The organism is Mycobacterium sp. NGS62 (assembly GCF_059812285.1).
Window position 1 is genome coordinate 111,741 of the sequence record NZ_JCALCK010000005.1, and the last position, 15,627, is coordinate 127,367.

The 15,627-nt window shown below is 65.5% G+C and carries 17 protein-coding genes; 9 read left to right on the forward strand and 8 right to left on the reverse strand.

The window, feature by feature from the left end; translation table 11 throughout:
* Positions 1–41: 41 nt before the first annotated feature.
* The gene (rpmJ, locus tag AC5Y49_RS14855) at positions 42–155 is read right to left on the reverse strand and encodes a 50S ribosomal protein L36 (RefSeq protein ID WP_003879483.1); all 114 of its coding nucleotides are present in this window, start codon (positions 153–155) and stop codon (positions 42–44) included.
* A 49-nt stretch (positions 156–204) separates the two neighbouring features.
* Positions 205–426, reverse strand: a complete 222-nt coding sequence (gene infA / locus AC5Y49_RS14860; RefSeq protein ID WP_003418601.1) for a translation initiation factor IF-1 — start codon at positions 424–426, stop codon at positions 205–207.
* A 248-nt stretch (positions 427–674) separates the two neighbouring features.
* Between infA and AC5Y49_RS14865 the strand changes: the two genes are divergently transcribed.
* The 4 genes from AC5Y49_RS14865 to rfbC are packed head-to-tail and all read left to right on the forward strand — an operon-like array spanning position 675 to position 4,080.
* Positions 675–1,529 (forward strand): LLM class F420-dependent oxidoreductase, encoded by an 855-nt coding sequence (locus AC5Y49_RS14865; RefSeq protein ID WP_499888217.1) that lies wholly within the window; start codon positions 675–677, stop codon positions 1,527–1,529.
* 31 nt (positions 1,530–1,560) lie between these two features.
* Positions 1,561–2,421 (forward strand): LLM class F420-dependent oxidoreductase, encoded by an 861-nt coding sequence (locus tag AC5Y49_RS14870; RefSeq protein WP_499888218.1) that lies wholly within the window; start codon positions 1,561–1,563, stop codon positions 2,419–2,421.
* Positions 2,422–2,477: 56 nt separating this feature from the next.
* Positions 2,478–3,473 carry a dTDP-glucose 4,6-dehydratase gene (gene rfbB / locus AC5Y49_RS14875; protein ID WP_499888220.1) on the forward strand — a complete coding sequence of 332 codons (996 nt, stop codon included), beginning with the start codon at positions 2,478–2,480 and terminating at the stop codon, positions 3,471–3,473.
* Position 3,474: 1 nt separating this feature from the next.
* The gene (gene rfbC / locus AC5Y49_RS14880) at positions 3,475–4,080 is read left to right on the forward strand and encodes a dTDP-4-dehydrorhamnose 3,5-epimerase (RefSeq protein WP_499888222.1); all 606 of its coding nucleotides are present in this window, start codon (positions 3,475–3,477) and stop codon (positions 4,078–4,080) included.
* Positions 4,081–4,288: 208 nt separating this feature from the next.
* Here the strand turns inward: rfbC and AC5Y49_RS14885 are convergent, their stop codons facing one another.
* Positions 4,289–5,971, reverse strand: a complete 1,683-nt coding sequence (locus tag AC5Y49_RS14885; protein WP_499888224.1) for a sulfatase-like hydrolase/transferase — start codon at positions 5,969–5,971, stop codon at positions 4,289–4,291.
* A 4-nt stretch (positions 5,972–5,975) separates the two neighbouring features.
* Positions 5,976–6,578 (reverse strand): class I SAM-dependent methyltransferase, encoded by a 603-nt coding sequence (locus AC5Y49_RS14890; protein WP_499888226.1) that lies wholly within the window; start codon positions 6,576–6,578, stop codon positions 5,976–5,978.
* 109 nt (positions 6,579–6,687) lie between these two features.
* On the opposite strand from AC5Y49_RS14890, the gene AC5Y49_RS14895 reads away from it, so the two are divergent.
* The 3 genes from AC5Y49_RS14895 to mmsB are packed head-to-tail and all read left to right on the forward strand — an operon-like array spanning position 6,688 to position 10,270.
* Positions 6,688–8,208 (forward strand): CoA-acylating methylmalonate-semialdehyde dehydrogenase, encoded by a 1,521-nt coding sequence (locus tag AC5Y49_RS14895; RefSeq protein WP_499888228.1) that lies wholly within the window; start codon positions 6,688–6,690, stop codon positions 8,206–8,208.
* 7 nt (positions 8,209–8,215) lie between these two features.
* A complete protein-coding gene (locus tag AC5Y49_RS14900) occupies positions 8,216–9,382 on the forward strand; it encodes an acyl-CoA dehydrogenase family protein (RefSeq protein WP_499888229.1) in 1,167 nt (388 codons plus the stop codon).
* Between the two features lie 12 nt (positions 9,383–9,394).
* The gene (mmsB, locus tag AC5Y49_RS14905; protein ID WP_499888231.1) at positions 9,395–10,270 is read left to right on the forward strand and encodes a 3-hydroxyisobutyrate dehydrogenase; all 876 of its coding nucleotides are present in this window, start codon (positions 9,395–9,397) and stop codon (positions 10,268–10,270) included.
* A gap of 23 nt (positions 10,271–10,293) precedes the next feature.
* Here mmsB and AC5Y49_RS14910 read toward each other — a convergent pair whose 3' ends face one another.
* On the reverse strand, positions 10,294–10,917 hold the full coding sequence (locus AC5Y49_RS14910) for an HAD family hydrolase (protein WP_499888233.1): 624 nt from the start codon (positions 10,915–10,917) through the stop codon (positions 10,294–10,296).
* A gap of 117 nt (positions 10,918–11,034) precedes the next feature.
* Here AC5Y49_RS14910 and AC5Y49_RS14915 point away from each other — a divergent pair, with 117 nt between their 5' ends.
* Positions 11,035–11,715: a response regulator gene (locus AC5Y49_RS14915; RefSeq protein WP_499888235.1), complete on the forward strand. Its 681-nt coding sequence runs from the start codon at positions 11,035–11,037 to the stop codon at positions 11,713–11,715.
* Positions 11,712–12,932: a GAF domain-containing sensor histidine kinase gene (locus AC5Y49_RS14920; RefSeq protein WP_499888237.1), complete on the forward strand. Its 1,221-nt coding sequence runs from the start codon at positions 11,712–11,714 to the stop codon at positions 12,930–12,932. Before AC5Y49_RS14915 ends, AC5Y49_RS14920 begins: the two co-directional genes overlap by 4 nt.
* Positions 12,933–13,049: 117 nt before the next feature.
* On the opposite strand, the gene AC5Y49_RS14925 is transcribed toward AC5Y49_RS14920, so the two are convergent.
* Genes AC5Y49_RS14925 through AC5Y49_RS14935 form a run of 3 tightly spaced genes read right to left on the reverse strand, consistent with a single transcriptional unit; the run spans position 13,050 to position 15,622 of the window.
* Positions 13,050–13,550, reverse strand: coding sequence for a MarR family transcriptional regulator (locus tag AC5Y49_RS14925; protein ID WP_499888238.1), 501 nt, complete (start codon positions 13,548–13,550; stop codon positions 13,050–13,052).
* Positions 13,551–13,589: 39 nt separating this feature from the next.
* Entirely contained in the window at positions 13,590–14,603 is a 1,014-nt protein-coding gene (locus AC5Y49_RS14930) for a pyridoxal phosphate-dependent aminotransferase (protein WP_499888240.1), read from the reverse strand.
* Positions 14,603–15,622 (reverse strand): 3-oxoacyl-ACP synthase III family protein, encoded by a 1,020-nt coding sequence (locus AC5Y49_RS14935; protein WP_499888243.1) that lies wholly within the window; start codon positions 15,620–15,622, stop codon positions 14,603–14,605. Before AC5Y49_RS14935 ends, AC5Y49_RS14930 begins: the two co-directional genes overlap by 1 nt.
* Positions 15,623–15,627 lie beyond the last annotated feature (5 nt).

Here is a 15,627-nt window from a genome sequence, read left to right on the forward strand (position 1 = left end):
GTTGTGAAGCGCCCGGCTGTGCCGCGCTTGCGATCGCCGCTCTAGCCCTGGCGCTGCTTGTGGCGCGGATCGGAGCAGATCACCATGACCCGCCCGTGCCGGCGGATCACCCTGCACTTGTCGCAGATCGGCTTGACGCTCGGGTTCACCTTCACGGCTGTTTCGATCCTGTTCTGTCTTCTCGCTGGTAGGGGTCGGGCTTTGTTACTTGTATCGGTACACGATGCGGCCCCGAGACAGGTCGTAGGGAGACAGCTCCACTACCACCCGGTCCTCGGGCAGGATGCGGATGTAGTGCTGCCGCATCTTGCCGCTGATGTGGGCAAGCACCTTGTGGCCGTTTTCCAGCTCAATGCGAAACATCGCGTTGGGCAGGGGCTCGACCACGCGGCCCTCGACCTCGATGGCACCGTCCTTCTTGGCCATAACCTTCCAGAAATCCTCGTCATTGGTTTCGTCCGGGTGTGCGCCCGAATCAGCGCAGCATTCGCTCGACTTGAAACGTGAGCCGGTGTTAGGAAAATTCCGAGATTCCTAGGACTGGGCACGCAAAAAAGCCAGCGCGGATGACGCACCGTTGCTCCACGATACTCGCTCATTCGGCCTGGCCAAAATCGCCGCGAGCGTCTCACCGGGGCCGGAATAGCGACACCGGACCGCAGGTTGGAGCCACCATGACGGACGCAGCAGCAGCAACCAAGCCCAACCTCGGTCGTTTCGGATCCTTCGGCCGCGGCGTCACCCCACAGCAAGCCAGGGAGATCGAGGCGCTGGGCTACGGCACTGTCTGGGTGGGTGGCTCACCGCCGGCCGAGCTGGAATGGGTGGAGCCCATCCTCGAGCAGACGACCACGCTGCAGGTGGCCACCGGCATCGTCAATATCTGGTCGGCGCCGGCCAAGCCGGTGGCCGAGTCGTTTCACCGCATCGACAAGGCCTACCCGGGTCGCTTTCTGCTCGGCATCGGCGTCGGCCACCCCGAAGCCATTAGCGAATACCGCAAGCCCTACGACGCGCTGGTGGAATACCTGGACCGCCTCGACGACTACGGCGTGCCGGCCGAGCGTCGGGTGGTGGCCGCGCTGGGCCCGCGGGTCTTGAAACTCTCGGCACAGCGCAGCGCCGGCGCGCATCCGTACCTGACCACCCCCGAACACACCGCGCAGGCCCGCGAGCTGCTCGGCCCGTCGGCACTACTGGCACCCGAGCACAAAGTGGTGTTGACCACGGATGCCGATAGCGCACGAGCCGTCGGGCGCAAGGCCCTCGACATCTACCTCAACCTGGCCAACTACTTGAACAACTTCAAACGGATCGGGTTCACCGACGACGACGTCACCCGCCCGGGCAGCGACCGCCTGGTCGATGCCCTGGTCGCCTACGGCACTCCCGCGGCGATCGCGGCACGAATCAACGAACACGTCGCCGCCGGCGCCGACCACGTCGCTATCCAAGTGCTGACCCGACCTGACAAGCTGGTGCCGGCGCTGGCCGAACTGGCCGGCGCGCTAGAGCTGACCCCCACCTGAGCGCGGCGACAGACACACGACAAGGACGCAGATGACCGAGGCCGTTTCCCTCAAACCCGACCTGGGCCGCTACGGCGTGTGGTTGGGCACCCGCAGCATCTCCCCCGACCTGGCCAACCAGATCGAATCGCTGGGCTATGGCGCGGCGTGGATCGGCGGATCACCGGACGCCGACTTGTCGTGGGTGGAGCCCGCGCTCGCGCAGACCACCTCGCTGCAACTGGCCACCGGGATCATCAATATCTGGTCGTCGCCGGCAGCGACCGTCGCCGAGTCCTATCAGCGCATCGAAAAGGCTTACCCGGGGCGGTTTTTGCTCGGCGTTGGGGTGGGACACCCGGAACACAGTCAGCAGTACCACAGGCCATACGAGGCGCTGGTGAGCTATCTCGACGAACTCGACGCCGCAACGGTGCCGACCAGTCGGCGAGTTATCGCGGCGCTGGGACCGAAGGTGCTCGCGCTGGCGGCGCAGCGAAGTGCCGGCGCTCACCCGTATCTGACCACGCCCGAGCACACCGCGCAGGCCCGCGAGCTGGTGGGCAACGCGGTGTTTTTGGCGCCCGAACACAAGGTGGTGTGGACCGCTGACGCCGAGGAGGCCCGGCGGGTCGGCCGCAAGAGCGTCGGCTTTTACCTCGGGCTGAGCAACTACGTGAACAACTGGCACCGGCTGGGATTCACCGAGAAAGACGTCCGCGAGCCCGGCAGCGACAAACTGATCGACGCGTTGGTCGCCCACGGCTCCCCCGACGCCATCGCCGCTCGCCTCGACGAGCATCTGCAGGCCGGTGCCGACCACGTGGCGATCCAGGTGCTGACGCGGCCCGAGCAGCTGCTCGAAGCGCTGACCGAACTCGCCACAGCGCTTGGCTTGACGTCCCGCACCTAGGCAGCGGGCCTCACCGGCTCCGCACCAGGCGATCGTTGCTCGGTTAGGGTTGCGGCATGCGGCTACTGGTGACCGGTGGCGCCGGCTTCATCGGCGCCAATTTCGTGCACGCCGCGGTACGGGAAAACCCCGAGGACGTGGTCACGGTGCTCGACGCGCTGACCTACGCCGGCAGCCGAGAATCGCTGGCCCCCGTCGACAACGACATCCGGCTGGTGGAAGGCGACATCACCGACACCGAACTGGTTTCCCAGTTGGTCGCCGAGTCCGACGCGGTCGTGCATTTCGCCGCCGAAACCCATGTGGACAACGCGCTGGCCGATCCAGAGCCGTTTTTGCACACCAACGTGATCGGCACGTACACCATTCTCGAAGCGGTCCGCCGCCATGATGTGCGCCTGCACCACATCTCGACTGACGAGGTCTACGGCGACCTCGCACTCGACGACCCACGACGGTTCACCGAATCCACCCCCTACAACCCGTCGAGCCCCTACTCGTCGACCAAGGCTGCCGCTGACATGTTGGTGCGTGCCTGGGTGCGCTCTTACGGTGTGCGCGCAACGATCTCGAACTGCTCGAACAATTACGGGCCGTATCAACACGTGGAGAAATTCATTCCCCGCCAAATCACCAACCTGCTGACCGGACGGCGCCCCAAGCTGTACGGCCGCGGAGCCAATGTGCGGGACTGGATCCATGTCGACGATCACAACGCCGCGGTCCGGCGGATCCTCGAAGCCGGCCGACCGGGACGGACGTATCTGATCGGTGCGGAGGGCGAACGCGACAACCTGTCGGTGCTGCGGACAATATTGCAGATGATGGGCCGCGATCCCGACGACTTCGATCACGTGACAGACCGTGTCGGCCACGACCTGCGCTACGCCATCGACCCCTCTCAGTTGCATGACGAATTGTGCTGGGCGCCAAAGCATACTGACTTCGAGGACGGTCTGCGCGCCACCATCGACTGGTATCGCGCCAACGAGTCCTGGTGGGGGCCGTTGAAGGACGCCGTCGAGGCCCGCTACGACCAGCGCGGTCAGTGACATGAAGATTCGTGAACTCGACATCCCAGGTGCATGGGAGATCACTCCGCAACTCCACTCCGACTCCCGGGGATTCTTCTTCGAGTGGCTTACCGACCGGGATTTCACGTCGTTCGCCGGCCACCACTTCAATCTGCAGCAGGCCAACTGTTCCGTCTCGTCAGCAGGGGTGTTGCGCGGCCTGCATTTCGCCCAGTTGCCCCCGAGCCAGGCCAAGTATGTGACGTGCGTGTCCGGGTCGGTCTTCGACGTCGTCGTCGACATCCGGGTGGGCTCACCGACTTTCGGGCGGTGGGATTCAGTACTACTCGATGACCACGATCGCAGAACGATCTACATCTCGGAGGGACTTGCGCACGGATTCCTTGCGTTGCAGGACAACTCGACAGTGATGTACCTGTGCTCGTCGGAATACAGCCCGCAACGCGAACACACCATCTGCCCCACCGATCCAGCGCTGGGAATCGACTGGCCCGGCGGCAGCGAACTGGTGCTGTCGGAGCGTGACGCCGCGGCTCCCACCCTCGAGGAAGTCAGCGCTGCCGGACTGCTACCCACCTGGGAGGCGACCCGCGCCTTCATCGAGGGACTACAGGACAAGTCCTAGGGCCCATCGTTAATCGTCGGCGTGACGGGTGTAGGCCCAACGTTCGAGTCGCGCCTGCAACTTCAGCAGCGCCATCCCGGCGAGCGGCGCGCCCAGCGAAATGTAGACCATCAGCATCGAACTCATCGCAAAACCTCCTACTGCTTACACGCGGGAAGTCGGCGAGAAGTTCACCGCAACACGACGTTGTCGGAGGTAAAGGGCGGTGTCAGCCTCCGCGACGGGAGACCAGCTCACGCATATCGGCAAGACCCTGTTCCTGCGCGTCGTTGAGGAAGGCCGGCAGCGGAGCCCGCACTTCGGGCAGCACCTCGTGGTCGATGAGAGCCTGCAACGCGGACTGCTTGCCGTTGCGGCCGGCCTGATTGTCGATCTCCTGACGGCCCAACGGCGTTGAGTAGTCGTAGAGTTCCCGCTCGATCTGTCGAGATGTGTCGATGTCCATGCCACCGGGCTTCCAGTACGAGTACATGCTGAGCTTGGCGTCCTGGGTTCGCACGGCCACAATGTGATTCGGCGCAGACGTGGGAATGTCGGTCGGCAACTCGCCCGTCCCGAATACCGCACGGATGTCCGGCGACTTCAACAAGGTCGTCATCTCCTCGACTGACATATCGTCGGTGACGTGCGCGATCCATGGCCGCCCCTGCGCGGCTGCGTTTCTGGCGATGGCGGCCAGATCCGCACGCCTCGCCAGATACGAGTAGCGGGGTTCGGCGCGCCATCCGTCGCCGCCATACCCGATGGTCAGTAGCAGCGCGGCCAAGTCGACGCTGGAGGTGAGCTGCGTTCGGGTGTCGCCGGGGCTGGGTGTGAGGCGCCCCTGCGGGTCACGAATGTACAGCGGTACCCGGATCGACTCGTCGTAAGCCGCTGCGCCCTTGCCGCGCAAGCCATGCGAGCCGCCGTATTCGCCGTGGTCGGACGTGAAGACGACCACGGTGTTGCGGTCGATTTCGCGGCGTGAGGCCAGTTTGTCCAGCACGCGCCCGATCTGGGCGTCCACCTGCTGCTGCAGCCACAGGTACATGTCCAGGCAGCGCGCCCACTGGCGTGCAGCATCCGGCCCCGAATACGACAGCATCCCGGTCAGCAGCGGAGACATGAAGTTCAGATAGTCGATCTGCAGTTGTGGCTTGCCCCGGCGACGCAAGTCCTCGGGTGTTTCGAAGTTCACCGGCGCGGTGTCGAACCAGTGCGGGACATCCTCGGGCAATGGGCTTTTCGGCCACCAGCAGATGTCGTGCGGGTTGACCAGCGAGACCGTCGTACACCACGGGCCGGTGCCGGCGTTGTCGTCGAACCATTGGCAGAACTGGTCGACGATGCCTGGGTCTTTCTGCAGTCCCTGGTTGGGCGAACCGTTCGGCGAGGGGAAGGTTCCGCCGGAAAAGCCGTGCTCCTCGAGCCCTTCCGGCGTCGAATCACCCGCCTGGCCCAGATGCCACTTGCCCCACCACCACGTCGCATAGCCCTGCTGACGCAGCATGGTGCCCCAGGTCGGAAACCGGGGGGCAAGCGTCGACTCGCTGGGCCCCTCGCCGGTGAACAAACATCCGGTTTGATGCGAGTACAGGCCGGTGGTCATCACTCCGCGCGAAGGGGTGCACATGTTCGACGCGGTGTAGTGCGACTCGAAAGAAACGCTGCTGCTCTGCAATCGACCGATATTGGGCAGCATGGCGTTGAGTTGCCCGCGCTGCGGAAACCACTGTGGCGTGCGCATTTGGTCGACGACGATCACCAGGATGTTGGGTTTGTTGCCACCGGCCATCGACGATTCGCTCGGTCCTGGCTTGCGCAACAGCTCGTATCCGCCGAATCCCAACGCGGCAGCGCCCGCTGCCGTCCCAGCACCTGCCAATACCGTCCGCCGAGTGATCGCAGCCATGCTCCTATTCAAGCAGTGCAAGCCAGATGGTATGGAGTCCGCAGGTCGGGTCTTCGACTGCGTGAGCTGCTACTCGAAACCCATACGAATCGAGCAGTGCGCGATATTCGGCACTGTCGAGGCTTGCGTGATACAGCGGCTCGCCCGCATAGCTGCCAATCCGCTCGCCGTGGGCTGGACCGGTGGTGAACATCAGCGCCGCCCCAGGCGCTGCGTGCCGCTTGAAGACCGAAAACATATGGCGCTGATCAACTGGCGGCAGGTGAAAGAAGCTGTCCCAGGCAAGTATTCCGTTGAACGTGCACTCCAGAGCCAACATCCGCATGTCAGCGACATGCCAATTCTGCTCGGGGAGGCGATTCCGGCACATCGCGATCATGGTGGTAGAGGAGTCCACCCCCGTCACCCGGCAGCCCTGTTCGATCAGGTATCGAGCCGGCACGCCGGATCCGCATCCGACATCGAGCACAGCGGCATCAGGTGGCAGCAGCGCCAGGAAACGATCCAGCCACCGTGCTTCGGGTACGCACTCGCCACGATCCCGCGACCAGGCGCCTGCATGACGCTCGTACAACTCGATGACTCGGTCGGCGGCATCAGAGGTCACGCAACCGAATCTACTGAGGCCGCTGTTTGTCCCGGCTTGCCACGCACCCCGGATCATTACTAGGATGTCCTAGTATCCACTCGTTCTTCTCTGTTAGCCGAGGGCTGCCATGACCGCTCAAATTTCGCATTTCATCGATGGCCAACGCTGCGCCGGGCAGTCCGGTCGCGCCGCGGAGGTATTCGACCCCAACACCGGCCAAGTGCAGTCGCTGGTGCCGATGGGGAGCAAAGCCGACGTCGATGCGGCGGTGGCCTCGGCGGCCCAGGCGCAGCGCGATTGGACGGCCTGGAATCCGCAACGGCGCGCCCGGGTGATGATGCGGTTCATCGAGTTGGTGAACCAGAATGTCGACGAACTGGCCGAACTGCTGTCGTTGGAGCACGGCAAGACACTGGCCGATTCCCGCGGCGACATTCAGCGCGGTATCGAGGTGATCGAGTTTTCCGTCGGCATCCCGCATCTGCTCAAGGGTGAATACAGCGAGGGCGCCGGACCGGGCATCGACGTGTACTCATTGCGCCAGCCGTTGGGCGTGGTGGCCGGCATCACCCCGTTCAACTTCCCGGCGATGATCCCGCTGTGGAAAGCGGGACCGGCGTTGGCGTGTGGGAATGCCTTTATTCTCAAACCGTCTGAGCGCGATCCGTCGGTGCCGGTACGCCTGGCCGAGTTGTTCGTCGAGGCCGGCCTGCCGCCCGGGGTGTTCCAGGTGGTCCACGGCGACAAGGAAGCCGTCGACGCGATCTTGACCCACCCCGATATCACCGCGGTCGGGTTTGTCGGCAGCTCGGACATCGCCCAGTACATTTATGCCACGGCGACGGGTACCGGCAAGCGTGCGCAATGCTTCGGTGGGGCCAAAAACCACATGATCGTGATGCCCGATGCCGACTTGGATCAGGCGGTCGACGCGCTGATCGGTGCCGGGTACGGCAGCGCCGGTGAGCGGTGCATGGCCATCAGCGTCGCTGTGCCGGTCGGCGAACAGACCGCTGACCGACTGCGCGGCAGGCTCGTTGAGCGCATCAACAACCTGCGCGTCGGGCACAGTCTGGACCCCAAAGCCGACTACGGCCCGCTGGTCACCGGCGCCGCTCTCAACCGGGTGCGCGACTACATCGACCAGGGCGTGGCCGCCGGCGCCGACCTCGTCGTCGACGGGCGTGAGCGTGCCAGCGATGACCTGGCATTCGGTGACGCCAACCTCGAGGGCGGGTTTTTCATCGGCCCCACACTGTTCGATCACGTCACCGCGGACATGTCGATCTACACCGACGAGATCTTCGGGCCGGTGTTGTGCATCGTCCGGGCCACGAATTACGAAGAGGCTCTAGCCTTGCCCTCTCAACACGAATACGGCAACGGGGTGGCGATTTTCACCCGCGATGGCGACACCGCCCGCGACTTCACCTCCCGGGTGCAGGTCGGCATGGTCGGCGTCAACGTGCCGATCCCGGTTCCGGTGGCCTACCACAGCTTCGGCGGTTGGAAACGCTCCGGCTTCGGCGACCTCAACCAGCACGGGCCGGCCTCGATCCAGTTCTACACCAAGGTCAAAACCGTCACCTCACGCTGGCCGTCGGGCATCAAGGACGGTGCCGAATTCGTCATCCCCACAATGAAGTAGCTGCAGAATGCCATTCTTCGAACTCAACGACGACGAGCGGGTGATCACCGAAACAGCGGCCGCGTTCGCCGGCAAGCGGCTGGCGCCGTACGCCCTGGAATGGGATGCAAGCCAACACTTCCCGGTCGACGAGCTGCGTGAGGCGGCGCAGCTCGGCATGGCGGCGATCTACTGCCGCGACGACGTGGGCGGCAGCGCGCTGCGACGGCTTGACGGGGTGCGGATCTTCGAGCAGCTGGCGATCGCCGACCCGACGACGGCTGCCTTCTTGTCCATTCACAACATGTGCGCCTGGATGATCGACACCTTCGGCACCGCCGAGCAGCGCAAGGCCTGGGTGCCGCGGTTGGCTGTGATGGACGTCGTTGCCAGCTACTGCCTGACCGAACCCAATGCCGGCTCGGACGCCAGCGCCTTGCGCACCCGTGCTGTCAAGCAGGGCGGCGATTACGTCCTTGACGGTGTCAAGCAGTTCATCTCGGGGGCGGGCGCCTCCGACGTGTACGTGGTGATGGCACGCACGGGCGGCGAGGGCCCCCGCGGCATCTCGGCTTTTATCGTCGAGAAGGGCAGTGCCGGGCTGAGTTTCGGTCCCCACGAGGAAAAGATGGGCTGGAACGCGCAGCCGACGGCGCAGGTGGTGCTGGAAGAGGTGCGGGTGCCCGCCGACGCCATGCTGGGCGGCGCCGAGGGCGAACGCGCCGGTTTCGGCATCGCGATGAAAGGGCTCAACGGCGGCCGGATCAACATCGCCGCCTGTTCACTCGGCGGGGCGCAGGCCGCATTCGACAAGGCGGCCGCCTACCTTGCGCATCGCGAGGCGTTCGGCAATGTCCTGCTCGACGAGCCGACGATCCGGTTTACCTTGGCTGATATGGCTACCGCGCTGGAGACCTCGCGAATGCTGTTGTGGCGTGCGGCTACTGCGCTGGACGACGATGCCGAGGACAAAGTCGAGTTGTGCGCGATGGCCAAGCGGTATGTCACCGACGCGTGCTTCGACGTGGCGGACAAGGCGCTGCAGTTGCACGGCGGCTACGGCTATCTGCGCGAGTATGGTCTGGAAAAGATCGTCCGCGATCTGCGGGTGCACCGCATCCTGGAGGGCACCAACGAGATCATGCGGGTGGTCATCGGCCGGGCAGAAGCCGCCCGGGTCCGCGCCGGCGCGTAGAAAGGCGGGAAGTTGTCGACGATCGCGTTTCTGGGCCTGGGCCACATGGGCGGACCGATGTCGGCGAATCTCGCTGCCGCCGGCCATACCGTGCGCGGCTTCGACCCGGTGACCGCTGCGTGCACGACCGCCGCCGGCAAGGGCGTCGCGGTGTTCGACAGCGCCGCCGCCGCGGTGGCCGAGGCTGACGTCGTCATCACCATGCTGCCCCATGGCGATGCGGTCAAACGCTGCTACGCCGACATCCTGCCCGCCGCTAAACCGGGCGCGCTGTTCATCGACAGCTCCACGATCTCGGTCGACGACGCGCGCGAGGTGCACGCGCTGGCCGGCTCACACGGCGTCACCCAGCTCGACGCGCCGGTCTCCGGCGGCGAGGCGGGTGCCGTCGCGGGCACGCTGGCCTTCATGGTCGGTGGCGACGAGGCCGCCCTCCAACAGGCGAATCCGATTTTGGAACCCATGGCGCGCAAGATCATTCACTGCGGCGCAGCCGGCGCGGGTCAAGCCGCCAAAGTCTGCAACAACATGGTGTTGGCCGTGCAGCAGATCGCGATCGGCGAGGCGTTCGTGTTGGCCGAGAAACTCGGGCTGTCAGCCCAGTCGCTGTTCGACGTGATCACCGGCGCAACCGGCAATTGCTGGGCTGTGCACACCAACTGTCCGGTACCCGGCCCGGTGCCGACGTCACCGGCCAACCACGACTTCAAACCGGGCTTCGCGACCGCGTTGATGAACAAGGACCTTGGCCTGGCGATGGATGCGGTGGCCTCGACCGGTTCAGCCGCGCCGTTGGGCAGTCACGCCGCGGAGATCTACGCCGGCTTCGCAACCGACCACGCCGATAAGGACTTCAGCGCGGTGATCGAGCTGCTGCGCAATGGCTAAGCAGCATCGTCGCGAAACAGAAACTACGGTCGTGATTCGGCCCCAACCACAGCCCTAACTTCTGTCTCGCGGCAGGCCTCGCCGCGCTTTTGCGCAATCCACCAGCGCCGGTGCAGCTGCTGGCACTCGGCCGCCAGCAGCGGGTCACCGTCCTCATATCCGCTGCGGATCTCGGCGGCACCGGCTAACCAGTGGCCGGCGGCGTCACCGGCGGTGAGCGCTACCGCCGGCAGGCCCGCGGCCCTCGCCGTGCGCAGCCCCTGCCCCGAACCAGTGACGGCCACCGCGTCCTCAGCGGTGATCCCAAGCTCCCACAACGCCAACCGGTACAGTTCAGCGGCCCGGTCGGGCCGATCCACGTCGTCGACAGTCACCAAGGTCTCCAGCAGCCCCTCGCCGACGAGCTGCCGTACCAGCGTCTCGGTCCATGCCCGGCGGCGGGTGCTCACTACGCCGACCCAAATCCCGGCCACGAACAAACTCATGACCAGGTCGATCAGCCCGGCTCTGGGCTCGCCATCCATGTCGGCCATGGCGTCCACGTCGAAGATCACCGCACGCAGCGGTTGGACGTCAGCGTCGACCGGACGGGCCCGATCCCACCAGAACGTCCGTCGCGGGCGCGCGCCGTGCGTCGTGGTTTGCATGCTGATAGCTTCCCGGCCGCGGCCCGGCCGGGCGTCCCCCATTAGGGGGATTGGCGTGACTAACTGCGACCGGCCATGTTGCCTTCGCCGTGCTCACCGGGGCTTTAGGGTGGTGCCATGGGGCCTTCCGACATCGGGTCCGGCGCCGCGCCGGTTCGCCTCGTGCTTGTCGACGACCATGAGATGGTCATCGAAGGTCTCAAGGCGATGCTGACCGCGTTCAAGGACAGGGTGCAGGTGGTCGGCCAAGCCGTCGGCGCCGAACGCGCGGTCGGCGTCATCGACGATCTGCAACCCGACGTCGTGCTGTGCGACGTGCGCATGCAGGGCGCCAGTGGACTGGACCTGTGCCTGCAGTTGCGTGAACGCGACCCCGACCGCAAGGTCGTCATGCTGTCGGTATACGACGACGAGCAGTACCTCTTCCAGGCCCTGCGGGTTGGTGCGTGCGGCTACCTGCTGAAAAGCATCAGCAGCGACGAGTTGGTGCGCCAGCTGGAGTTGGCCCACCACGGGGAAACAGTGATCGACCCCGGCATGGCCGCCCGTGCAGCGGACACCGCGGCCCGATTGCAACGCGACGAATTCTGGCCGGGTGCGCGCCAGGGATTGACCCAGCGCGAAAGCGAGATCCTGTCCTACATGGTGACCGGGCTGTCCAACCGCGGCATCGCCAACAAGCTCGTCATCGGTGAGGAAACCGTGAAGAGCCACCTGCGCTCGATCTACCGCAAGCTCGGTGTCACCGATCGGACCGGCGCCGTCGCGACCGCCCTGCGCGAGGGTATTTACCAGTGACCGAGCGCATCCGGCCGTCCAACGCGGTACGCGACATCGTCGACGCCGACCGCGAACTGGCGCTGCTGCGCGAACTCATTCAGGCGGCCTCCAGCGGCCCCGGCGTCGAACCCCTGGCCGCAGCGGCGGCGCGGATGATCACCGCGGCCACCGGCACCGACGTGTGCTTCGTTCACGTGCTCGACGACAGCGAGCGCTCACTGACGCTGGCCGGCGCGACACCACCGTTCGACGGTCAGGTGGGAAAGATCCGATTGCCGTTGGGGTCCGGGGTATCGGGGTGGGTGGCCAGCCACCGCGAACCCGTGGTGATCACCCACGACAAGGAAGCCGACCCGCGGTATCTGCCGATCCAATCGCTGCGGGGACGCGACTTCACCTCGATGGTGTCGGTGCCGATGGAAACCGATCCCGGCGGCCTGGTCGGCGTGCTCAACGTGCACACTGTCGCGCGGCGCGAATTCACCGACGGTGACGTCGAGCTGTTGCGGGTCATCGGCCGGCTGATCGCCGGGGCGATGCATCAGGCCCGGTTGCATCGCCGGCTGGTGGCCCGGGAACGCTCGCACGAGTTGTTCGTCGAGCAGGTGATCGAGGCGCAGGAAATCGAGCGTCGCCGGCTGGCCGGTGACATCCACGACGGGATTTCGCAACGGGTGATCACCTTGTCCTACCGGCTCGACGCCGCGGCGAGGGCGCTCGGCGACGACCCGGCGGAAGCCTCCGAACAACTCGACGAAGCCCGCGAACTCGTCAGGCTGACCCTGCAGGAAGCGCGCGCGGCGATCAGCGGACTGCGTCCGCCCGTTCTCGACGATCTCGGCCTGGCCGGCGGCCTGGCCAGCCTGGCCCGATCGATGCCGCACATGGATCTGGAGCTCGACCTCTCCGATACCCGGCTGCCCGAGCACATCGAGCTCGCGCTGTACCGCATCGCGCAGGAAGGCTTGCAAAACATCGTCAAACACGCCAACGCCACCATGGCCCGGGTGCGCTTCGCGGTGGACGACGAGATCGCCCGGCTGGAAATCGTCGACGACGGAGTCGGTTTCGACACCTTCGAGAATCCGCTGGGCGGCGACGAGATGGGCGGCTACGGGGTGCTGTCGATGTCCGAACGGGCCGAGCTGGTCGGTGGGCAGCTGAACATCCGGTCGCGGCCCGGCACCGGGACAGCAGTCACCGCGACGATCCCGCTGCCGTCACTTATCGCGTGAGCACCTCTCCGGCGCGAGCGTGCGTGTCTCCGGCCGACACGCCGCAATAAAACCCGGGAACACGCACGCTCGCGCCAAGGGGTGCGCGCGCCAACGGTGCAGCGCCAAAGCCCCGCATCAAAAGTCGCCGGCGTTGTGCCGCAACGTCTCGATCGATGACACCAACGCCTGCGAGTCCGCGTCCGACATCCCGATGTCGACAAACACCTGCTTGTTGAGCGTGACGGTGGCGTCTTCGACCGTCGAGCGGCCCAAGTCGGTGATCTGCACTAGCGTGGTCCGCCCGTCGGTGGGGTGCGGAATCCGTTGCACCAGCCCGTTGGCTTCCAGTCGCCGGATCGCATGGGTGACGCTGGTGACGTGGACCTGCAGCCGGTCGGAAGCCTTGGTGATCGGCAGCGCGCCGGTGCGGGTGAACGCCAACAGGCGCAGCAACTCGAACCGGGAAAAGCTCAAGTCATAGGGGCGTAAGGCGGTCTCGACACGGGCAAGCAGGATCTGGTGGGCCCGCATCACCGAGGTCACCGCGACCATGCCCTGGGCCACGTCGCCCCATCCGGCGCGCTCCCAGTTGGTCCGCGCCGCCGCGATCGGGTCACGGTTATCGGAAGCGGCCACGCCCCTTCTTACCGCACTTCGGCGCGATCGCGCCGACTTTCACATCGCGGCCAACACCGCCAGGGTGGACTCTCGGGCACCAACGGTGATGCGCGCGCCGCCGTCGGCGTAACAACGAATCTGCAGACCGCCGCCGCCCAACACCTCGCGCCAGGGCCGATCCCTCGACGGCAGGTACAAGAAGTTCGCATGCGAGTTGGTGCTGTAGATCCCCACCGCGGATAGCCGCATCCGCAGATACCGGCGTTCGGCAGTGATGAGCCGGATCCGCTGGAGCAGTTGGCCTTCGGCATCATAGGACGCGGTGACTGCCGTCAGGCTGGTAATCGCCATGCCGAACGGCAGCTGACTGGTCCACAATGTCTGGATGAGCTCGGTCGATCCGAGTCCATAACCGATCCGCAACCCCGCCAATCCGTACGCTTTGGAGAATGTCCGCACCACAACCACATTCGGGAAACGTGCGATCAACGTCGCCGCGTCGATTCGATGCTCGGCTGCCGTGAACTCGATATAAGCCTCGTCGAGCACGACGATCGTGTCCGCCGGTATCCGGCGCAGAAACTGCAGCACGTCGGCGACGGGTTCGATGGTGCCGGTCGGGTTGTGCGGCCGGCATAGCACGGCCACCCGGGCGTTCACGGCGGCATCGGCGAAGGCCTCCAGGTCGTGGTGTCCGTGCTTGTCGAGCGGAACGATCACCGGGCGCAAACCGGCGAGCTGCGCGAAAATCGGATACCCGTCGAACGTCGGTGCAGCCATGACGATCGAATCGCCGGGCGCGGTCATCGTCTGGAGCAGCTGCATCACCACACCGGTCGCACCGGCGCCGAGCACCACCTGGGCTTCCGCCACACCGATATGTCCGGCGATCACTCGCCGCAGCTGCTGCGGCAAAAACTCCGGATACCGGTTGGCCGCGTCGATCGAGCGGATCAACGCCGACCGTACCGAAGGCAACGGCGGGAACGGGTTCTCGTTCAACGACAAGGCAAGTGGGTCGACTGGGTTTGGCAGCGCCTCACTGGACACCGGGTCCGCCACCGTCGCCATCAGTTGCGTCCGCCCCATCGGATGGCCGCGGCGCCGGCGAAGTCACCCGCGTGTGCGAAGGCCGCCATCAGCACCACGTCGCCGGCCGCGATCTGTCCGCTACTGATCGCGCGATCAAGGTTCACCGGGATGGCGGCACCGAACAGGTTGCCGCACTCATCGAAGGTATCGAGGTGTCGCGATTCCGGCACCTCGAGTGCTTCGCGCCAGTTCCGCAGGAACACCCGATTGGGTTGGTTGGTGACGAGCAGGTCGATATCCTTGGACACCAGACCTATTCGGTCACACACGGCCAATGCCAGTTCCGGAACCTGGCGGTTGCCGCGAGCGAGCACCTTGGCGATCTTGCTGTCGGTGAAACCGATGCAGCCTTCGCCGGATCCGGGCTGCCAGTACTTGCGTGGCGGGTCAATCGTGTACGTCATGTCGCCGGCGTATTCACCGTAGGTGCGGCACTCCGCATCGAGGATGTGCGACTGGTCCGATACCGTGACCAGGCCGACCGCGGCGCCGTCGCCGGGAACCGACGCCTGCGCCTTGCCGCGGACCCCGGGCTGGTCGAACACCTGACCCGCCGCGTTCTGCGCGATCGCGATGAGCGCCGTCCGTCCTTCCCCGGTGGCCAACAGTTGACGAGCCACCTTCAGTGCCAACACGAATGCCGCGCACCCGCCGTTGTGCAAGTCCAGCACCCACGACGGTCGCATACCCAACCGGTGCGCGACCCCGCCGCCTGCGCCGTAAAACGGCATATCTGGCAGCTGAGTATGGGTGATCAGCACCTCGACGTCTTCGACGGCTTCCCGGCCATGGCGTTCTATCAGCCCCGCACAGGCCCGTTCGACCATGTCGATCGCGGTCTCGTCGGGCGCGACGTGGTGGCGAAGCTTGGGTGCGCGAAACATGAGATTGTCACGCAGGGCGTCGGATTCAGCGAATTCAGCGTAGTAATCCGCGCCGATCGGCGTGCCGGGCAGATAGCTGGAAACATCGGCCAGGCTGACAGCGGGTGGGCTCATGAGGC